An 18,686-nucleotide genomic window follows, 5' to 3' on the forward strand; every position below is an offset into this window, starting at 1 on the left:
GGCCCCGGCACCCGTCTCGGCCCCGCCGGTGGTGCCCGCACCGGCGCTGCCCAGCTGGCCGCCGTCCACCACCGGCGGCACCCCGTCGAGTGGGCACACCCCGGGCGGCCCCCGGAAGGCCACGTCGCCCGCCAACCCGGCGGGCGGGCCGACCGGACGGGGCTCAGCCGCCGCCCGCAGCGGGCGGTACGACGGCGGCGCCGACCTGGCCGGCACCGTCTACGGCAGCGGGGAGGGACCCGGCCACGCCACGATCGCGCTGCCCACCAACGCCGTGGAAAATTCCGGCTCGCTGACCGGGCACATCCTGGCTCAGGGCTGGGCGGACACCCCGGCCGAGCGGTCCTCCAGCACCACCCGGGTGGTGATCGTCCTGGCCGCCGCGCTGGGGCTGCTGGTGGGGATCAGCGTGCTGGTCGTCCTGCTCGCCAACGACGCCCTGGACGGTCTGGTCGGCAACGTGCTCAACGGCTGAGTCGGCGATCCGGCGCGATGGTGAGTCCGCCCACTACGGTCGGGCAACCGGCTGGCGGCTCCGCCGGACCGCCGTACACTGGTTGAGATCACTGACCCGGCGTGCGTGATGCGCGCCCATGGGCGATCTTGCGGGCGATCCGGCGGCACAGCCGCGGCAGGCCATCGCGAAGATGCGCCCCGCTCGAAAGGCATTTGTTGACCACCTCTGCTGACTCCAGCATCGTTCCGTCCGTTTTCGATTCCGCCCCGGCGGCGGCCGACGCCGCCCTCGAGACCCCCGACGCCGCCCCGGCGGAGGTCGCCGAGCACGTCGACTTCGCCGCGCTCGGCCTGCCCGAGCCGCTGGTCCGCGCGCTGGCGCGGCAGGGCATCACCACTCCGTTCGAGATCCAGCGGGCCACCGTGCCGGACGCGCTCGCCGGCCGGGACGTGCTCGGCCGCGGGCAGACCGGTTCGGGCAAGACGCTCGCCTTCGGCCTGCCGCTGCTGGCCCGGGTCGCCGCCGGCCAGCCGGCCCGGCCGATGCGCCCGCGCGCCCTGGTCCTGGTTCCGACCCGGGAGTTGGCCATGCAGGTCAACGACGCCCTGCTGCCGCTGGGCAAGGCGATCAACGTGTTCCTGAAGACCGCCGTCGGCGGGGTGCCGTACGACCGTCAGATCGACGCGCTGCGCCGCGGCGTGGAGATCATCGTGGCGACACCGGGCCGGCTCGGAGACCTGATCGAGCGGGGCATCTGCCAGCTCGACGACGTCGAGGTGACGGTGCTCGACGAGGCCGACCAGATGGCCGACATGGGCTTCCTGCCCGAGGTGACCGAGCTGCTGGCGAAGACGCCGGCGAACGGTCAGCGGCTGCTCTTCTCCGCCACCCTGGACGGTGACGTCGACGCGCTCGTCAAGCGGTTCATGACCGATCCGGTGACCCATTCGACCGCACCGTCCACCGCCTCGGTGTCCACCATGGATCACCACATGCTGTTGATCCCGCCGCACGAGAAGTTCCCGGTGACGGCCTCGATCGCCGCCCGGGACGGCCGGACCATGGTCTTCGCCCGGACCCAGCTCGGCGTCGACCGGCTGGTCGACCAGCTCGCTGCCGTCGGCGTACGGGCCGGTGGCCTGCACGGCGGCAAGACCCAGCGGATGCGTACCAAGACGCTGGCCGAGTTCCGCGAGGGCCGGATGAACGTCCTGGTCGCCACCGACGTGGCGGCCCGGGGCATCCACGTCGACGGGGTCACCCTGGTGCTGCACGTCGACCCGCCGAAGGACCCCAAGGACTACCTGCACCGCGCCGGGCGTACCGCCCGTGCCGGCGAGTCGGGCGCCGTCGCCACGCTGGTGCTGCCCAAGCAGCGTCGTACCACCCTGGCAATGCTGGAGAAGGCCGGCGTCGCGCCGGCCGAGAACCGCGTCCGCCTCGGTGACCCGATGCTGACCGAGCTGATCGGCGCCCGCGAGCCCAGTGGCGTGCCGGTCCGCGTGGAGGCGGAGCCCCGGGGCTACGGCGACCGCTCCGGCGGCCCCCGCCGGTTCGGCGACCGTCCGGGCGGCGACCGGCGCTACGGCGACCGATCCCAGGGGGAGCGCCGCTACGGCGACCGTCCGACCGGGGAGCGACGCTACGGCGACCGGCCGCAGGGCGACCGGCAGTACGGCGACCGTCCGCAGGGCGAGCGGCGCTACGGCGACCGGCAGTACAGCGACCGGCCGACCGGCGAGCGCCGGTACGGCGACCGGTCGCAGGGCGACCGGGGGTACAGCGACCGTCCGCAGGGCGACCGGTCGTACGGCGACCGCCCGAGTGGCGAGCGCTGGTACGCCGACCGGGACACCCGCGGCTACGGCGACCGGCCGCAGGGCGAGCGGCGTTACGGCGACCGGCCGCAGTTCGGTGACCGGGACGGCCGGGGCGGCCGGGGCGACCGCCCGACCGGCGAGCGGCGCTACGGCGACCGGCCGCAGGGCGAGCGGCGGTTCGGCGACCGCCCGACGGGCGAGCGGCGCTACGGTGACCGTGCCCAGGGCGACCGGCAGCAGGGCGAGCGCCCCGCCGACGAGCGCCGGTTCGGGGACCGACCGGCCGGGGAGCGGCGCTTCGCGGACCGGGGTGGTTTCCGCCCGGAGAGCCGCGGTCAGGGTGACCGGCAGCGCGACGACCGGCAGCGCGACGACCGGCGTGGCTTCGGCGGGCGGCCGCCGGCCCGTACCCACTGATCCACTGATCCACTGATCCACTGATCCACCGAACGCCGCCGTGGAGCCGACGCTCCGCGGCGGCGTTCGCGCATGCCCTGCCGATGTCGGCTCGGTCGCGTAACGTCCGGCTCATGCCGACCATGCCGAAGTCGATCTTCTGGTCCCGGACGGACACCGCCGGCAGCGAGCAGGTCCTGCTCGACGACGGCCACGGGTTGGCGGCCCGGGGCACCCTGCTCGCCGTGGACCCGGTCCCCTGGACCGCCCGCTACCAGCTGACCACCGCTCCGGACTGGAGCACCACCCGGGTCGAGGTCGAGGCGGAAGGGCCGGGCTGGCTGCGCAGAGTCACGCTGGAGCGGGCCGCGGGTCGATGGCGGGTGACCACCGCCGAGCAGGGCAATCTGGACGCGGCACTCGTCGCTGCCGGTCACCCTCCGGCCGGCCTGCCGGGCACCGACGACCCGGACCGGCTGGCCGACGCGCTCGACGTGGACCTGAGCGGGTCGCCGCTGTTCAACGCCCTACCGGTCCACCGGCTCGGGCTCGCCGCCCAGCCGGCCGACCTGCCGCACCGGATCACCGTGGCGTGGGTCCTGCTGCCCGGTCTGGAGGTGGTGGCGGCCGAGCAGATCTACACCGGGCTCGGGCCGGGCCGGGTGCGGTTCGCCAGCGGCACCTTCACCGCCGACATCGATCTCGACGCCGACGGCTTTGTGGTGCGCTACCCCGGGCTCGCCGAACGGATCGACCCGCGCTGAGCGCGCCGGCCCAGCCCCGTCGTGCTCAGGCGGGCCAGGCGCCGCTGGTCAGGAAGCGGTCGATGACGGCGGCGTGCGGCGCCAGGTCGTGGCCCTGCGCCGCCACCCATTCGTCGGAGTAGTAGGTGTCCGCGTACCGGTCGCCGGCGTCGCAGATCAGGGTGACCACGGAGCCGGTCCGGCCCTCGGCGAGCATCCCGGCGATCAGGCCGAACGCGCCCCACAGGTTGGTGCCGGTGGAGCCGCCCACCCGACGGCCGAGCACCGCCGAGCCGGCCCGCATGGCGGCCAACGACGCCGCGTCCGGCACCTGGACCATCCGGTCCACCACCGAGGGCAGGAAGGACGCCTCCACGGTCGGACGGCCGATCCCCTCGATCCGAGATCCCTTCCCGGTACGCACGGACCAGTCGGCGGCCAACCAGGCCGGGTAGAACGCGGAGTTCTCCGGGTCCACCACGCAGAGCTTGGTGGCCAGCCGGCGGTACCGGACGTACCGGCCGAGGGTCGCGCTGGTGCCCCCGGTGCCGGCGCCCACCACGACCCAGGCCGGAATCGGGTGCCGCTCCAGTCTCAGCTGCGCGTAGATCGACTCCGCGATGTTGTTGTTGCCCCGCCAGTCGGTGGCCCGCTCCGCGTAGGTGAACTGGTCCATGAAGTGGCCGCCGGAGTCCTCGGCCAGCCAGCGGGCCTCGACCACCACGCTCGCCGGGTCGTCCACCAGGTGGCACCGGCCGCCCTGGAACTCGATCTGCGCGATCTTCTCCGGCGAGGTGGAGGCGGGCATCACCGCGATGAACGGCAGTCCGAGCATCCGGGCGAAGTACGCCTCGGAGACCGCCGTGGACCCGGAGGACGCCTCGACGATGGTGGTGCGCGGCCCGATCCAGCCGTTGCAGAGCCCGTAGAGGAAGAGCGAGCGGGCCAGCCGGTGCTTCAGTGAGCCGGTCGGGTGCACCGACTCGTCCTTGAGGTAGAGGTCGATCCCCCACTCCCGGGGCAGCGGGAACGGCAGCAGGTGGGTGTCGGCCGAGCGGTTCGCGTCCGCCTCGACGGCGGCGATCGCCTCGGTCACCCAGGTCCGGCTGGCCTCGTCGCACCGGTCGAGATGAGTCACGCCGGCAAGGTAGCAAGCGGTCCTGAGGAGGTCAGCGCCGGTCCGCCGCCGTGACCCGGCGGTGCTGCCGGCGCTGCCCGGCCCGGCCGACGGCCCGAACGAGCGGGGTCAGCCCGATGGCGAGCCGGGGCAGGGCGTCCAGCAGCCGGACCTGCGCGCCCCGCCAGCGCGGCAGGCTGACCACCGGGCGGGGCCGGCGGGCCAGTCGGACCGCCCGGGCGGCCACCCGCTCCGGGGTCAGCATGGAGCCGGTGAACGACGCCAGCGCCCCGGGGTCGTCCAGCCGGTCGTGCAGCATCGGCGTCCAGATGCCGTCCGGGCAGAGGCAGGAGACGTGCACCCGCCGGTACCCGGCCATCCGCAGGTCGGACAGGGTGCCGAGGCTGAACGCCAGCAGCGCGTGCTTGCTGGCCGCGTACACCGTCTCACCGGGTGCGGCGACCAGCCCGGCCAGCGAGACGATGTTCAGCACGTGGCCGTGCCCCTGCCCGCGCATCACCGTGAGCGCGGCGAGGGTGCCGTTCATCGCGCCGAGCGCGTTCACGTCGAGCACCCGGCGGCGGGTCGGTCCGTCGTGCTCCCAGGCGGGACCGGTGACCAGGATGCCGGCGTTGTTGACCCAGAGGCCGAGGCCACCCCGGCTGGCTGCCGTCGCGGCGATCTCGGCGCAGGCGTCCTCGTCCCGGACGTCCAGCCCCGCGGACCAGCCGCCGAGCGGCGCGGCGGCAACGGCCACCGCGGCCGGGTCGACGTCGGTGAGCAGCACCGACCACCCGTCGGCGTGCAACGCGGCGGCGACGGCGCGGCCGAGGCCGCCCGCGGCCCCGGTCACCACGGCCACTCCACGTACCGGCGAGGTCATCGGCGCACGCTACCGCCGTCCGCCGGTACGGCACCAGGGCCGACCGGCCCCACGCCAGGGGTGGATACCCGTGAGGCGTGGTTGCCCGTCGCCCTGGCGTTCGTGGACGAGGCCGAGCCCCACCGCCTCGGCGTCAGGCGGGCTGCGGGCCGACCGGCTGGGGGCGGTTCTCCCACTTGGTGGAGAGGGCGATGGCGGTACGGGTGGAGGCGACCCCGGGCGTCCGGTTCAACCGCACGATCAGCTGCTCCAGCTCGGCGATCGTGCCGACCCGCGCCTTGAGCAGGAAGGACTCCACGCCCGCCATGAAGTAGCAGGACTCGATCTCGGGCAGCACCCGGAGCGACTCGAGCATGTCGTCGCTGTCCGCGCCGGAGTCCTCGACGATGCCGATCAGCGCGGTGACACCCAGCCCGATCGCCTCCGGCTCCACGTCCGCGCGGTAGCCGCGGACCACGCCGCTGTTCTCCAACTTGCCAACCCGCTCGTGCACGGCCGGGGCGGAGAGGCCGACCTGCCGGGCGAGCTCGGCGTACGAGAGTCGGGCGTTTCCGCGCAGCAGGTCGACGAGGCTCAGGTCGATGGCGTCCACGGAGAGTGACCTTATCCCGTTGGGCGTAACGCGACGCCTTCGGCATCCGTTGCACACAGCAGTGAGTAACTGTTCACAAACTGACGGTCAAGGTAGGGGTTGCACCAGTACCATTTACTAACTTCCCACTCAGTGCATTTTTCGCGTTTGGCGGACAGGCCAGGTCCCTGGTGCTGTAATTGCCATACGTCCCTCATGACGGCTCTGGGCTCGCACCAGCCGGGGGCAGTGTGTTCAGCCAGGGGCTTCGTCGACGCGAGGAGGGGGCTGTGGACACTGGAGATCGCCTGCTGACACCGGGTGAGGTCGCCGCGCTGTTTCGGGTGGACCCGAAGACTGTGACGAGATGGGCGGCGGCCGGCCGGATAGGAAGCATCCGGACTCCAGGCGGGCATCGCCGGTTTCGGGAATCCGAGGTGCGAGCCCTGCTTGAGGGGGAGGGCATGCTGGACGAAGTGGACGAGGTCGGAAAGCCACGCAACGTGGGCCCGGCCGCCTCCACCGGGCCGGGTCCGGCCAACGCCGGCATGTACTGAACTGGTGCGGACAACGCTACGCGGACCGGGCAGCAGTCCGGTCCGCGTCCCGCTACGGCCACCCGTCGTGACCGCGCGGGACGAGACGGCTCAGCTCCGGGCAGCGCCGAGCTGGCCGGACCACCGTCGGAACAGGGTGTGCGGTACGCCGAGCGCGTCCAGCACCTTGCCGGCCACGAAGTCGACCAACTGCTGAGCGCTGGCCGCCGCGCCCGCGCCGTAGAAGCCGGGGCTCGCCGGCAGCACCACCGCGCCGGCGTCGTGCAGCGCGATGAGGTGCTCCAGGTGACTGCGGGTCACCGGCGTCTCCCGAGGCACCACCACCACCGGCCGCCGTTCCTTGAGGTTGACCTCGGCGGCACGCTGCAACAGGTCCTTGGAGAGCCCGATCGCGATGCCCGCGCACGCCGCCGTGCTGGCCGGAACCACGGCCATTCCGCGTACCCGGTAGGAGCCGCTGCTCGGGCCGGCCGCCAGGTCTCGCGCCGGCCAGTGCCGCACGTCCGCGCCGGTCAGGTCCCGGCCGAGCCAGGCGGCGAGGTCCTCGGCCCAGTGCGCGTCGCGGAACGGCCGGCCGGTCTCGTCGAGCACCGTGAGCCGCGCCGCCCGGGAGACGATCAGGTCCACCGGTTCGCCCGCGTCGAGCAGCCCGCCGACCACGGCCGCCGCGTACGGCGTACCGGAGGCCCCGGACACCCCGACCACCCATGGTTCCCGCATGCCCCCAGCCTGCCTGGTGAGGCTCGTGCGCCGGTGGGCACCCCCCGTGATCGGCCTCTGCGTCGCTCGCCCGAGATGTCCGGGCGGGCACTGCGTGTCCCGTGCACCTGGCATGCTGCCGGTGGCCATTCGCACCGGCAGCAGATCGCACAGGAGGCATCGGTGACGACCGGCGAGATCCTCTGGACGCTGCGCGCCGAATGTCCCATCCCGGCCCGGCTCTCGCCGCACGCCGACCGGGTGCACGACTGGCTGCTCCGCCTGCTGCCCGAGCTGGGCCTACCGCTGGACGACGCCGCGCTGCACCGCTTGAGCCGGGGAGCCTTCGCCCGGTACGCCGGTCGGCTCTACCCGGACGCCACCGAGGCCGACCTGCGGAGCCTGACCGCCCTGTTCACCTGGTTCTTCCTGGTCGACGACGCCTGCGACGGGCCGGACCGGCTCGCTCCGGAGCAGATCCGCGCGCTGCGCAACGGCACGTTGGCGCTGCTGCACGACGGTCCCCGGGCACGCCACGTCGGGCTGACCGGTCCGCTGCGGCGGCTGTTGGTGCTGGCCTGGCGGGAGCCGCGCCGCCGGATGCCGGCCCGGTGGCGGTTGCGCTTCGCCGACGCGGTGGCCCGGCACCTCGACGGGACCTGGCGGGAGGCGGTCAACAAGGAGGCGGGTCGCCGACCCGGCGTTGCCGAGTACGTCGAGCTGCGCCGGGCCACCTCGGCGGCGGACGTGTCGTACCCGCTGGTGGAGTTCGTCACCGGCCGGCCGCTGCCCGACCCGGTCTACCACCACCCGTTGCTGCGCCGGGTCGCCCGCACCGGCAACGACCTGCTCTCCTGGTACAACGACCTCGCGTCGCTGGACCGGGACCGGGCCACCGCGGGCGGGCACAACCTGGTGCTGGCCATGCAGGACGAGTGGGGCCTGTCGCCGACGGAGGCGGTGGATCGGGTGACCGAGCGCTGGCAGGAGTCGATGCGGCGCTTCGTCGCGCTGCGGGCCACGGTGCCGTCGTTCGGCCCGGCGCTGGACGAGGCCGTCACCGACCACCTCGACGGGGTCGCCTACGCGGTGCGCGGCACCATCGACTGGACCTTGGAGAGCGCCCGCTACCCCACCAGCGCCTAGGCCCGCAGGTTAAGCCGGATCACCAGGTCGAGCAGGGCGAACACGAACAGCGCGATGCCGACGAAGCCGTTCGCGGTGAAGAACGCCCGGTTGACCTTGCTCAGGTCGGTCGGCGTGACCACCAGGTGCTGATAGCCGAACGCGACGGCGGTCAGCGCCAGGCCGACCCACCAGAGCCAACCGAACCCGACCAGCGCCCCGAACCAGACGAAGAGCGCGAACGTCACCACGTGCGCGACGGTGGAGGCGTGCAGCGCGAACCGCCGGCCGTACCGGGCGGGCACGCTGTGCACCCCGATCTCCCGGTCCACCTCGTCGTCCTGGCAGGCGTAGATCAGGTCGAACCCGCCGATCCACAGCCCGACCGCTGCGCCGAGCAGCCAGGCCGGCCAGGAGCCGTCCAGGGTGCCGGTGACCGCCAGCCAGGCGCCGACCGGGCCGACCGCCTGGGCGATCGCGAGGATGGCGTGCGGCCAGTTGGTGAACCGCTTGCCGTACGGGTAGACCACCAGCGGCACCACGGCGAGCGGCGCCAGCACCAGGCAGAGCGGGTTGAGCAGCGCGGCGGCGGCGAGGAACACCACCAGCGCGACGGCCGCGCCGGTCCAGGCCGTCCGCAGGCTCACCGCCCCGGTGACCAGTTCCCGGTTGGCGGTACGCGGGTTCCGCGCGTCGATCCGCCGGTCGAGGATCCGGTTGGCGGCCATCGCGAACGTCCGCGCCCCGACCATCGCCACGGTGATCAGCAGCAGGTCGACCCAGCGCACCCGGCCGCCGTTGACCTGCATCGCGGTCAGCGCCGACAGGTAGGCGAACGGCAGCGCGAAGACGGAGTGCTCGATGGTGACGAGCTTGAGGAACGACTTGATCCGGCCCGGCCGTTCGGCCGGCGCGTCGAGGACCGCCATCAGATGCCGTACTCCTTCCAGCGCTTGTCGACCAGGGAGGTGACCTCCGGCGACATGCTCATCTCCTCCGGCCAGCCGCGGGTGTATCCCTCGGTGGGGAGTTTGCGGGTCGCGTCGATCCCCGCCTTGCCGCCCCAGAACTGCTGGTACGAGGCGTGGTCGAGGTGGTCCACCGGACCCTCGGTCAACAGCAGGTCCCGCGCGTAGTCGACGTTGCCGAAGGCGCGGAAGGCCACCTCGTTGTAGTCGTGGACGTCGCAGTCCTCGTCCACGATCACGATCAGCTTGGTCAGGGACATCATGTGCGCGCCCCAGATCGCGTTCATGACCTTCTGCGCGTGCTTCGGGTAGCGCTTGCGGATCGACACGATCGCACAGTTGTGGAACACGCCGGCGGCCGGCAGGTCGTAGTCGACGATGTCCGGGATCAGGAAGCGCAGCAGCGGCGCGAAGATCCGCTCGGTGGCCTTGCCGAGACCGTGGTCCTCCTGCGGCGGCTGCGACGTGACGATCGAGTGGTAGACGGGATCCCGCTGCATCGTCATGCACTCGATGTGCATGACCGGGAACGGCTCCACCGGCGTGTAGAAGCCGGTGTGGTCACCGAACGGCCCTTCCGGCATCCGTTCGCCCGGCTCGATGTAGCCCTCCAGCACGATCTGCGCGTGCGCCGGCACCTGCAACGGGACGGTCAGGCAGTCCACCATCTCGACGCGTTCGCCCCGCAGGAACCCGGCGAACAGGTATTCGTCGATCTCGGCGGGGAGCGGCGCGCTGGCCGAGTAGGCGACCGCCGGGTCGGCGCCGATGGCGATGGCCACCGGCAGTCGCTGCCCGAGCCGCTCGGCGACCGCGTGGTGCGCCGTGGAGTTCTTGTGGATCTGCCAGTGCATGCCGATCGTGTTGTGCGAGTGCTGCTGGAGGCGGTAGAGCCCGAGGTTGCGCTTGCCGGTCTCCGGGTGCTTCGTGTGGGTCAGCCCGAAGTTGTGGAAGATTCCGCCGTCACCCGGCCAGATCTGCAACCCGGGGAGCCGGTTGAGGTCGACGTCGTCACCCCGGTAGACCACCTGCTGGCACGGGGCCGTCCTGACCTTCTTCGGCGGCATCGACTTGAGCTGCATGACCTTGCCGAGGCCGCCCATCATGCCCGAGAAGCCCTGCGGCAGCTCCGGCTTGAGCATCTCGCCGATCCGGTCGCCGATCTCGTCCAGCGAGTCGACGCCGAGCGCCATCGCCATCCGCTTCTCGGTGCCGAACAGGTTGATCGCCACCGGCATCTCGCCCCGGGTCGGGCGATCGAAGAGCAGCGCCGGCCCGCCGGCCCGCACGGTGCGGGTGACCACCTCGCTGATCTCCAGGGTCGGATCGACCGGGACGCTGACCCGACGCAGCTCGCCCGCGCGCTCCAGCGCCGCGAGAAAGTCCTTGAGATCGGTGTACGGGAAGCCACGAGCCGCCATGCCGCCAGTCTCCCGCATGGCGTTCGTCGCCGACCAAGCCGGGTGCTGTGACGTACGTCCGGAGCGGGGCGCGTTCAGGCGGCGGGCGTCCACGCGTGCGCGGCCAGCGGCGGGTCGAGCGGCGCCCGGGTGAGGCGGTTGGCGAAGGTGGAGATCGTGTACGTGCCGACGCCCAGCACCACGTCCAGCGCGTGCCGGGGCTGGTAGCCGGCTGCCAGGAAGTTGGCCAGCTCGTCGTCGGGCACGGCGCCCCGGTGATCGAGCACGGCCAGCGTGAACCGGCGCAGCGCCTCCAGCCGCGGTTCGGGCAGGGCGCTGCCGGCGCGCAGCGCGGCGATCTGTTCGGCGGTCGCGCCGAGTTGGGTGAGTGTGCCGGTGTGCAGGGCGACGCAGACGTGGCACTCGTTCGTGGTGGCGACGGCGAGGACGACCACCTCGCGTTCCAGCGGATTGAGAGCGGTCTGCTCGAAGCCGGCGTTGGCGGTGAGGAAGCCAGCGAGCAACTGCGGTGACTCGGCCATCAGCGCCACTGGGGTGGGCAGGAAGCCGAATCGGCGGCGTACCCCCTCGACGGTCGGGCGGGCGGCGGCGGGTGCGGTCTCGGCGGTGTGCGCGGTGAAGACAGACATGGGTACCTGCTCTCGGGAGTGTCACGTCGCCCGGGTCGCCGGGCGACGTAAAGTAGTCAACGTGGTTGACGAAATAGTAAACGTGGTTGTCGAACGTGGCAACCGCTGACGCCGCCCGGCCCGGTTTCCAGCTGCCGCTGCTCCTGCTGGCCGGCTTCCGGACGCTGATCGACGACCTGCACGCGGAGCTGGCCCGGCAGGGGCATCCCGAGCTGCGCCCGCTGCACGGCTTCGTGCTCCAAGCGGTCGGGGCGGACGGCACCACCGCCACCGAACTGGGCCAGCGGCTGGGCATCTCCAAGCAGGCAGCCGGCAAGACGGTCGACCGGCTGATCGCCATCGGTTACCTCGACCGGGTCGACGATCCCCGGGACGCCCGCCGCCGGCTGATCACGATGACCCCGCGCGGTGTCGACGGGCTGCGCCGCTCGGCCGAGATCTTCGACCGGCTGCGCGAACGGTGGGTCGAAGCCCTCGGCCCGGAGCGGGTCGACGCCCTGGAGGACGACCTTCGCGCGGTAGCCGCCCCCAACTGGTTCCGGCTCGACGTACCAGGCTGGTTCGGCGGCTGACCGCACCCGGTCGATCGACACGACATCGCCGACGTGGCGGTGTCGCCGGCCTGGACACCGCGACATCGCCGACCTGGAGTGGGTCAAGGCGAGCGGATCGAGCTGGCCGATCTGCCCGAGGTGGCCTACCAGGTCACCGTCCAGGTGGACCGGACACTGCGCGGCCGGCGACCCGGTCGCCGGGATCCGACGGGCAGGACGCCCGGCTAGCCGAGGATCAGTCCAGGCCGCCGTACGAGTGCAGGCCGGTGAAGAAGATGTTCACGCCGAACAGATTCATCAGCATGGTGAGGAAGCCGAGCACCGCCAGCCACGTCGCAACGTTCCGCTTGACGCTGGGCGTCGCCCGGGCGTGCAGATAGCCCGCGTACACCACCCAGGAGATGAACGCCCAGGTCTCCTTCGGGTCCCAGCCCCACGGCCGGCCCCAGGCCGCCTCGGCCCAGATCGCACCGGCGATCACCGCGAAGGTGAAGATCGGGAAGGCGAAGGCGTGCAGCGCGAAGGTCAGCCGCTCCAGGCTGGCCGCCCCCGGCAACCGCTTGGCCAGGGTGTACGGGAAGCTCCGCTTGCCCTGCTCGTACCCGGCGCGCATCAGGTAGCCGACCGCCGGCACCGCGCCGAGCAGGAAGATGCCGGACGCGAAGACGATCGTCGAGACGTGGATGACGAACCAGTAGGAGTTCAGCGCCGGCACCAGCGGCACGATCGGCACGTACAGCACCAGCTCGGCGGTGGCCACCAGCAGCACCATCACCAGGGTGAGGAACAGCCCGAGCTTGCGCAGCGAGGGCCGCTTCCAGAGCACCACCAGCCAGGCCGCGACCCCGATGAACGTCACCGTGAGCACGAACTCGTACATGTTGCCCCAGGGCATGCGGTCGGCCGCGATGCCCCGCGTGACCAGCGCCGCCAGGTGCAGCGCGGCCGCGAGCCCGGTGGCACCCACCGCGATCAGACCGCCGATCCGGGCGCGCCGCGCCGAGCGGTCGGCCACGGCCGACGGCGGGACCGGCGCGGGCGACACGGGTACGCCGCCACCTCCGCCGACGCCGGCACCCACCAGCTCGCGGGCGGGAGCCGCGGCGGCCCGGGCGCGAGTGTTGCCCAGCGCGTACTCCACGGCATGGCAGATCATCGCGACCAGATACGCCAGGATCGCGAAGGTCACCAGATTGTCGGAGAGTGCGGACATCACTCGGTCCCTTCTCGCACGCCGGTCCGGTCACTGGAGTCGGCGCTCGCGTCCGCCCGACCACCGCTGACCGCGGCGACGAGTTGGGCGAACTCCTCGGCGAACCCTGGATAGTCGGTACGCGGCAACCCGCCGGCCTCCATCAAGCTACTACCGCCCGTCGGAGATCCTTCCGCGGGGTCGGCCGGCATCACCCGGAAGAACACCCGGCGGCGCCGACCGAACAGCGACCCCATCAGCCCGACCAACAGGAAACCGCAGCTGACCAGCAGCATCGTCGAACCGGGGTCGTGCCGCACGGAGAGGGTCACGTACCGCTCGGTGCCCAGGAACTCGACCTTGGTGCCGTCGTCCAACGTCCAGGTCTCGCCCTTGCGGAGCAGCTTGGTGCCGACCTCCTTGACCTTCCCGGCGCGCACCTGCCGCTGGTCGAGCTGGTAGACCGAGCCGGGGATGCCGGCGTCCAGACCGAGGTTGCCCCGGTAGGCGACCAGGTTCAGCGCCGGGTTGCGCTCGGTCGGGTACTCCGAGCGGACGAACGGCGCCTGCTGCGGCGCCGTGGGCAGGTAGATGCCGGTGAAGGCCATCTGCTCGTCCGGCGCGCGCCGCCCGGTACGCGGGTCGACGTTCGCGTCCGGGAACGCCGCCAGCCCCTCGCTCGTCAGGCCCATGTCGCCGGTGGTCAGGAACGGGTCATCGCTGATCTGGCTGCGGCCGAACCGATCGGTGTAGCGGATCACCGGGGCGTACCCGTGGCCGAGCAGGTAGACGCTCGCGCCGCCCAGCCGCAGCGGTGAGTTCACCGAGAAGTCCCCACTGCGGGTCGGCTCGTCGGGGCCGTCGACGGTCACCCGGGCGTTGAAGAACTCCGGCTGGCCGGACGCCAGGAACCGGGCCTCGAAGTCGTCCAGCCGCAGGCAGAAGCGGGGCAGGTCCTCGCTGTCCACCCGGGGGCCGAGCTTCGTCTCGGCGTACTGCTGGCGGGTGTTGCAGAAGGCGTTGTCCGCGCCCGCGACCAGCAGCCGGTTGCCGCTCCAGCCGTACCACGAGCCGAGCGCGACGCCGATCAGCACGGCGATCAGCGAGGTGTGGAACAGCAGGTTGCCGGTCTCCTTGAGGTAGCCCTTCTCGGCGGACACCTCGTCGCCGCGGACCTCCACCCGCCACCGTCGGCGGCGCAGGACCTCGGCGACCGCCGCCGCGCCACCCGCCGGGGCGGGCAGGACCGCGTGCTGCGGCAACCGCTGGAGCCGCTTCGGTGCGGCCGGCGGCCGGGACCGCAGTGCCCGGACGTGATCGCGCAGGCGGGGCGTGATGCAGCCGATCAGTGAGGTGAACAGCAGCAGGTAGATCGCGGAGAACCAGACCGAACCGAAGACCTCGAAAGCGCCGATCCGGTCCAACCGGGGGGCCAGATCGGGATGGTCGGTGAAGTACTCGTTGACCTTCTCCGGGCTGATCCCCCGCTGCGGCAGCACCGAGCCGGGAATCGCGGCGACCGCGAGCAGGAAGAGCAGGATCAGCGCCGTACGCATGCTGGTCAACTGCCGCCACGAGTTGCGCAACAGGGCCAGCAGCCGGTTGGGCCGGCGCCGGGGCGCCGGGGCCGCGGTCTCCGGCCGGTCGTCCACGACCGTCATCAGATGCTCACCTCGCCCACACCGACGGTGGTCTGCAACCAGATCACGAAGCTCTGCCACCCGCCGGTGACCAGCGCCAGGCCGATCAGGATGAGCAGGGCGCCGCCGACCCGGGTGACCCAGCGGCTGTTGCGCCGGACGGCGCGGAAGACCCCGAGCAGGCGCTGGAAGCCCAGCCCGAAGACGACGAACGGTATCCCCAACCCGAGGCAGTACGCCACGGCGAGCACCACGGCGCGGTCGCTCTGCCCGCTCGCGGTGGCCATGCCCATCACCGCGCCGAGGGTGGGGCCGGTGCAGGGCACCCAGCTCAGCGCGAAGACCGCGCCGAAGACCGGTGCGCCGAGCAGCCCGGCGGAGGGCAGCCGGGAGATCCGGAACTCCCGTTGCAGGGCCGGGATCATCCCGAGGTAGCCAAGGCCGAGCACGATGATCAGCGCGCCGATCACGATCTCCAGCTGGCGCTCGTACTCGAAGAAGACCCGGCCGATGCTGGCGAACAGGATGGCGGTGGCGACGAAGACGACGGTGAAGCCGCCGATGAAGAGCAGCGTGCCGGCGAGCACCCGGCCCTTGACGGCGCCGACCCGCGCGACCCGCTCACGTACCGCCACGCCGCCGCTGGCCTCGGCCGGGGCGGGCTCGGTCGCGGGCCGGCGACCGTCGAGGTCGGCGCCGGCCAGGCCGGTGACGTACGAGAGGTAGCCGGGGACCAGCGGGAGCACGCACGGGGAGAGGAAGCTGACCAGACCGGCGAGCGCCGCCGCGCCGATGGCGAGCAGCAGCGGCCCGCTGAGGGCCAGCTCCCGGAAGGTGTCACCCATCAGCCCGACGCCGGCTTCTCGGCGGCGATCCGCTCGACGATCGGTTGCAGGCCCTCCTGCTTGACCGCGGCCCGGATCACCGAGGCGATCCGGCCCTCCCGGTCGAGCACCACGGTCGCCGGGACGGTGTTCGGCGGAATGTCCAGGGCCAGCGCCAGCTTGCTCGCCGGGTCGAACAGGCTCGGATAGGTGACCCGGCCCTCTTCGAACGCCTTGGCCTTGTCCCGCTGGTCCTGGACGTTGATGCCGAGGAAGCTCACCCCGGAGCCCTTGGTGGCCTGGTAGGTGGCTTCCAGGTCGTCCGCCTCGGCCCGGCACGGCGCGCACCAGGAACCCCAGAAGTTGACCACCACCACCTGGCCGCGGGCTTCGTTGACGTCGTAGCTGCCGCCGGTGAGCAGCTCACCGGCGAGCTTCGGGGGCGCCGAGCGCTGGTCCGGAGCGCACTCGATGATCCCGTCGGAGGTGGTCGTACAGGTCTTCTCCCGGCCCTGCGACGTGCAGCCGACCAGCGCCACCGCGGCGGCGCTGGCGAGCAGACCGGCGGTCCACCTCCGGGCGTTCATCAGGCCCCCTTGGCCGTCCGGGCGGTCGCGGAGAGGGCGATCAGGTGCGCGGCGGGCTCGCTGTAGCCGATGCCGACCACCTTCGCGCCGTCGAAGTGGAACGAGGTGAGGCTGGCCAGCCCGCACTGCCGCTTGCGGGGGTCGTGCCAGAGTCGCTTGCGCTCGACGTACCGGCGCAGCGTCCAGATGGGGAGCTGGTGCGAGACCAGCACCGCCTCGCGCCCCTCGGCGGCGACCCGGGCCGCGTGCACGGCGGCGAACATCCGCTCCGCGATGGCCCGGTACGCCTCACCCCAGGACGGGGTCACCGGGTCGCGCAGCACCCACCAGTTGCGCGGGTCGCGGAACGACCCGTCGCCCGGCGACACCTTCTTGCCCTCGAACCAGTTGGCGCTCTCGATCAGCCGCTCGTCCACACCGACCGGCAGGCCGAACTGGGCCGCGATCGGCTCGGCGGTCTGCTGGGCGCGCTCCAGGGGGCTGGCCACCACGTGCACGATCTCCCGCTCGGCGAGCCCCTGCGCGGCGGCCTTGGCCATCTGCACACCCAGCTCGGAGAGGCGGAAACCGGGCAGCCGGCCGTAGAGGATCTGGTCGGGGTTGTACACCTCGCCGTGCCGCAGCACGTGGACCACCGTCTTGCTCACCGTTGCTACCCCCCCGCCGCTGCCGCCGCGTTGGCCGCCGTCGGCAACGCTGCGGCGATCTGCTCCAGAGCGGCGTCGTCGATCGCCGCCGACACGAACCACGACTCGAACGCGCTCGGCGGCAGGTAGACGCCGGCGGCGAGCATCGCGTGGAAGAACGCCTTGAACGCCGGCACCTGCTGGGTGCGAGCGCTGTCGTAGTCGACCACGTCGGCGTCGGTGAAGAAGATGGAGAACATGCTGCCCGCGTACGACAGTCGGTGCGGGACCCCGGCGGCGGCCAGCGCGTCGGCGGCGAGCTTGCCCACGACGGCGGCGGTCTCGTCGAGGCGGCGGTACAGCTCGTCGTCGGCCAACCGCAGGGTGGCCAGACCGGCGGCGCAGGCCAGCGGGTTACCGGAGAGCGTGCCGGCCTGGTAGACCGGGCCGGCCGGGGCGAGCCGCGCCATGATCTCCGCACGCCCGCCGAACGCCGCGGCGGGCAGGCCGCCACCCATGACCTTGCCGTACGTCCACAGGTCGGCGTCGGAGGCGTCGAGGCCGTGCCACCCGGCGCGCGAGACCCGGAACCCGGTCATGACCTCGTCCACGACGAGCAGCGCGCCGTGCGCGTGCGCGATCCGGGCGAGCTGCTGGTTGAAACCGTCGCGGGGGGCGACCACGCCCATGTTTCCGGCGGCGGCCTCGGTGATCACCGCGGCGATGTGCGGCCCCTCGGCGGCGAAGGCCTCCTCGACCGCCCGGATGTCGTTGTACGGCAGCACGATCGTCTCGCTGGCCGCCGCGCCGGTGACGCCGGGCGAGTCGGGCAGGCCCAGGGTGGCCACGCCGGACCCGGCCGAGGCGAGCAGCGCGTCGACGTGCCCGTGGTAGCAGCCGGCGAACTTTACGATCTTGGAGCGTCCGGTGAAGCCACGGGCCAGCCGGATCGCCGACATGGTCGCTTCGGTGCCGGAGTTGACCAGGCGCACCTGCTCCACCGGGGTCCGGTCGACGATCTCGGCGGCCAGCTCCACCTCACCGGGGGTGGGGGTGCCGAAGCTGGTGCCCCGGGCGGCGGCGGCCTGCACGGCGTCCACCACCTGCGGGTGGGCGTGCCCGAGGATCAGCGGGCCCCAGGAGCAGACGAGGTCCACGTAGCGGCGGCCGTCGGCGTCGTACAGCCACGGGCCCTCGCCTCGAACCATGAAGCGGGGGGTGCCGCCGACCGCCTGGAAGGCGCGCACGGGGGAGTTCACCCCGCCCGGCACGATGGCGCGGGCGCGGTGGAACAGGGCCTCGGAGGCCGGGGCTTCGGCCGGGTAGCGGCCGGATCCGGCGGAAACGATGTCGGTCACGATGCCGCCATTGTGTCAGCGCCGGACGGTCAACCAGCAGCCACCCCGGGCCGGGGTTACCGGGCTCACCCGCCTCCGGCACCCGCCGGCGGCGCCGACACGCGGCCGGGCGGCGGCTGTCGGCCTCGACAGGCCGGGTCGTCCGGATCGCGCTAGGCTGACCGGGTGGATCGTGCCGAACTGTCCATCACGCTACACCGGACGGGCGACGAAGCAGTGCTGCGCCTGGCCGGTGAGATCGACATGCTCACGGCCGCCCAGCTCTCCACCGTGGTCAACGAGGTGCTGGCCGACCCGCCCCCGCGGATCGTGCTCGACCTGGGCGGCGTCACCTTCTGCGACTCGCAGGGCCTCGGCACCCTGGTGGTGCTCAGCCGCAAGGCCAGCCACGCGCAGAGCCTGCTGATGCTGACCCATGTGGGCGATTTCCTGATCCGCGTCCTGGACATCACCGGCCTCCGCAGCGCCCTGATGATCCGCAACGACCAACCCACCGGCTGACCCGTCGCCGGGTCAGCC

General features: G+C 72.5%; 20 protein-coding genes and 1 pseudogene. 8 read left to right on the forward strand and 13 right to left on the reverse strand.

Going from position 1 to position 18,686, the window contains the following annotated elements; all coding sequences use genetic code 11:
* The 3 genes and pseudogenes from EAD98_RS31520 to EAD98_RS10495 form a co-directional block, all read left to right on the forward strand.
* Positions 1-475, forward strand: a pseudogene (locus EAD98_RS31520) (hypothetical protein); the annotation flags it as partial.
* 197 nt (positions 476-672) lie between these two features.
* On the forward strand, positions 673-2,694 hold the full coding sequence (locus EAD98_RS10490; RefSeq protein WP_121653888.1) for a DEAD/DEAH box helicase: 2,022 nt from the start codon (positions 673-675) through the stop codon (positions 2,692-2,694).
* Between the two features lie 122 nt (positions 2,695-2,816).
* A complete protein-coding gene (locus EAD98_RS10495) occupies positions 2,817-3,437 on the forward strand; it encodes a putative glycolipid-binding domain-containing protein (protein WP_121653889.1) in 621 nt (206 codons plus the stop codon).
* Between the two features lie 25 nt (positions 3,438-3,462).
* Here the strand turns inward: EAD98_RS10495 and EAD98_RS10500 are convergent, their stop codons facing one another.
* The 3 genes from EAD98_RS10500 to EAD98_RS10510 form a co-directional block, all read right to left on the reverse strand.
* Positions 3,463-4,554: a PLP-dependent cysteine synthase family protein gene (locus tag EAD98_RS10500; protein WP_121653866.1), complete on the reverse strand. Its 1,092-nt coding sequence runs from the start codon at positions 4,552-4,554 to the stop codon at positions 3,463-3,465.
* 31 nt (positions 4,555-4,585) lie between these two features.
* A complete protein-coding gene (locus EAD98_RS10505) occupies positions 4,586-5,416 on the reverse strand; it encodes an SDR family oxidoreductase (protein WP_121653867.1) in 831 nt (276 codons plus the stop codon).
* 133 nt (positions 5,417-5,549) lie between these two features.
* Positions 5,550-6,008, reverse strand: coding sequence for an Lrp/AsnC family transcriptional regulator (locus EAD98_RS10510; protein WP_121653868.1), 459 nt, complete (start codon positions 6,006-6,008; stop codon positions 5,550-5,552).
* Positions 6,009-6,277: 269 nt separating this feature from the next.
* Between EAD98_RS10510 and EAD98_RS10515 the strand changes: the two genes are divergently transcribed.
* Positions 6,278-6,544 carry a BldC family transcriptional regulator gene (locus tag EAD98_RS10515; RefSeq protein ID WP_007454516.1) on the forward strand — a complete coding sequence of 89 codons (267 nt, stop codon included), beginning with the start codon at positions 6,278-6,280 and terminating at the stop codon, positions 6,542-6,544.
* 90 nt (positions 6,545-6,634) lie between these two features.
* Here the strand turns inward: EAD98_RS10515 and EAD98_RS10520 are convergent, their stop codons facing one another.
* A complete protein-coding gene (locus EAD98_RS10520; RefSeq protein WP_121653869.1) occupies positions 6,635-7,264 on the reverse strand; it encodes a UbiX family flavin prenyltransferase in 630 nt (209 codons plus the stop codon).
* Between the two features lie 162 nt (positions 7,265-7,426).
* Between EAD98_RS10520 and EAD98_RS10525 the strand changes: the two genes are divergently transcribed.
* Positions 7,427-8,389, forward strand: a complete 963-nt coding sequence (locus EAD98_RS10525) for a terpene synthase family protein (protein WP_121653870.1) — start codon at positions 7,427-7,429, stop codon at positions 8,387-8,389.
* Here the strand turns inward: EAD98_RS10525 and mqnP are convergent.
* The 3 genes from mqnP to EAD98_RS10540 form a co-directional block, all read right to left on the reverse strand.
* A complete protein-coding gene (gene mqnP, locus EAD98_RS10530) occupies positions 8,386-9,297 on the reverse strand; it encodes a menaquinone biosynthesis prenyltransferase MqnP (protein ID WP_121653871.1) in 912 nt (303 codons plus the stop codon). The genes EAD98_RS10525 and mqnP overlap by 4 nt on opposite strands.
* Positions 9,297-10,757, reverse strand: a complete 1,461-nt coding sequence (locus EAD98_RS10535) for a menaquinone biosynthesis decarboxylase (protein WP_121653890.1) — start codon at positions 10,755-10,757, stop codon at positions 9,297-9,299. The genes mqnP and EAD98_RS10535 overlap by 1 nt, the downstream gene beginning before the upstream one ends.
* 74 nt (positions 10,758-10,831) lie before the next feature.
* On the reverse strand, positions 10,832-11,386 hold the full coding sequence (locus EAD98_RS10540) for a carboxymuconolactone decarboxylase family protein (RefSeq protein ID WP_121653872.1): 555 nt from the start codon (positions 11,384-11,386) through the stop codon (positions 10,832-10,834).
* Positions 11,387-11,481: 95 nt separating this feature from the next.
* Here EAD98_RS10540 and EAD98_RS10545 point away from each other — a divergent pair, with 95 nt between their 5' ends.
* Together EAD98_RS10545 and EAD98_RS31765 are read left to right on the forward strand one after the other, a co-directional pair.
* Entirely contained in the window at positions 11,482-11,958 is a 477-nt protein-coding gene (locus EAD98_RS10545) for a MarR family winged helix-turn-helix transcriptional regulator (RefSeq protein WP_121653873.1), read from the forward strand.
* 78 nt (positions 11,959-12,036) lie between these two features.
* On the forward strand, positions 12,037-12,168 hold the full coding sequence (locus tag EAD98_RS31765) for a hypothetical protein (protein WP_255421220.1): 132 nt from the start codon (positions 12,037-12,039) through the stop codon (positions 12,166-12,168).
* A 7-nt stretch (positions 12,169-12,175) separates the two neighbouring features.
* On the opposite strand, the gene ccsB is transcribed toward EAD98_RS31765, so the two are convergent.
* The 6 genes from ccsB to hemL are packed head-to-tail and all read right to left on the reverse strand — an operon-like array spanning position 12,176 to position 18,167.
* The gene (gene ccsB, locus EAD98_RS10550; RefSeq protein ID WP_121653874.1) at positions 12,176-13,153 is read right to left on the reverse strand and encodes a c-type cytochrome biogenesis protein CcsB; all 978 of its coding nucleotides are present in this window, start codon (positions 13,151-13,153) and stop codon (positions 12,176-12,178) included.
* Positions 13,153-14,793: a cytochrome c biogenesis protein ResB gene (locus EAD98_RS10555; protein WP_121653875.1), complete on the reverse strand. Its 1,641-nt coding sequence runs from the start codon at positions 14,791-14,793 to the stop codon at positions 13,153-13,155. Before EAD98_RS10555 ends, ccsB begins: the two co-directional genes overlap by 1 nt.
* The gene (locus tag EAD98_RS10560; protein ID WP_121653876.1) at positions 14,793-15,617 is read right to left on the reverse strand and encodes a cytochrome c biogenesis CcdA family protein; all 825 of its coding nucleotides are present in this window, start codon (positions 15,615-15,617) and stop codon (positions 14,793-14,795) included. The genes EAD98_RS10555 and EAD98_RS10560 overlap by 1 nt, the downstream gene beginning before the upstream one ends.
* Positions 15,617-16,183 (reverse strand): TlpA disulfide reductase family protein, encoded by a 567-nt coding sequence (locus EAD98_RS10565; RefSeq protein WP_121653877.1) that lies wholly within the window; start codon positions 16,181-16,183, stop codon positions 15,617-15,619. Before EAD98_RS10565 ends, EAD98_RS10560 begins: the two co-directional genes overlap by 1 nt.
* Positions 16,183-16,830: a histidine phosphatase family protein gene (locus EAD98_RS10570; RefSeq protein WP_121653878.1), complete on the reverse strand. Its 648-nt coding sequence runs from the start codon at positions 16,828-16,830 to the stop codon at positions 16,183-16,185. Before EAD98_RS10570 ends, EAD98_RS10565 begins: the two co-directional genes overlap by 1 nt.
* A gap of 5 nt (positions 16,831-16,835) precedes the next feature.
* A complete protein-coding gene (gene hemL / locus EAD98_RS10575; RefSeq protein WP_121653879.1) occupies positions 16,836-18,167 on the reverse strand; it encodes a glutamate-1-semialdehyde 2,1-aminomutase in 1,332 nt (443 codons plus the stop codon).
* Between the two features lie 165 nt (positions 18,168-18,332).
* On the opposite strand from hemL, the gene EAD98_RS10580 reads away from it, so the two are divergent.
* Entirely contained in the window at positions 18,333-18,668 is a 336-nt protein-coding gene (locus EAD98_RS10580) for an STAS domain-containing protein (RefSeq protein WP_007454492.1), read from the forward strand.
* Positions 18,669-18,686: the final 18 nt, after the last annotated feature.

Origin of the sequence: Micromonospora sp. CV4 (assembly GCF_003667455.1) — a bacterium.
Lineage (GTDB): Bacteria > Actinomycetota > Actinomycetes > Mycobacteriales > Micromonosporaceae > Micromonospora.

Coding starts and splice junctions, on each gene's coding strand:
- EAD98_RS10495 (WP_121653889.1), top strand. CDS start 2,817: ATGCCGAAGTCGATCTTCTGGTCCCGGACGGACACCGCCGGCAGCGAG.
- EAD98_RS10505 (WP_121653867.1), bottom strand. CDS start 5,416: ATGACCTCGCCGGTACGTGGAGTGGCCGTGGTGACCGGGGCCGCGGGC.
- EAD98_RS10520 (WP_121653869.1), bottom strand. CDS start 7,264: ATGCGGGAACCATGGGTGGTCGGGGTGTCCGGGGCCTCCGGTACGCCG.
- mqnP (WP_121653871.1), bottom strand. CDS start 9,297: ATGGCGGTCCTCGACGCGCCGGCCGAACGGCCGGGCCGGATCAAGTCG.
- EAD98_RS10535 (WP_121653890.1), bottom strand. CDS start 10,757: ATGGCGGCTCGTGGCTTCCCGTACACCGATCTCAAGGACTTTCTCGCG.
- EAD98_RS10540 (WP_121653872.1), bottom strand. CDS start 11,386: ATGTCTGTCTTCACCGCGCACACCGCCGAGACCGCACCCGCCGCCGCC.
- ccsB (WP_121653874.1), bottom strand. CDS start 13,153: ATGTCCGCACTCTCCGACAATCTGGTGACCTTCGCGATCCTGGCGTAT.
- EAD98_RS10555 (WP_121653875.1), bottom strand. CDS start 14,793: ATGACGGTCGTGGACGACCGGCCGGAGACCGCGGCCCCGGCGCCCCGG.
- EAD98_RS10560 (WP_121653876.1), bottom strand. CDS start 15,617: ATGGGTGACACCTTCCGGGAGCTGGCCCTCAGCGGGCCGCTGCTGCTC.
- EAD98_RS10565 (WP_121653877.1), bottom strand. CDS start 16,183: ATGAACGCCCGGAGGTGGACCGCCGGTCTGCTCGCCAGCGCCGCCGCG.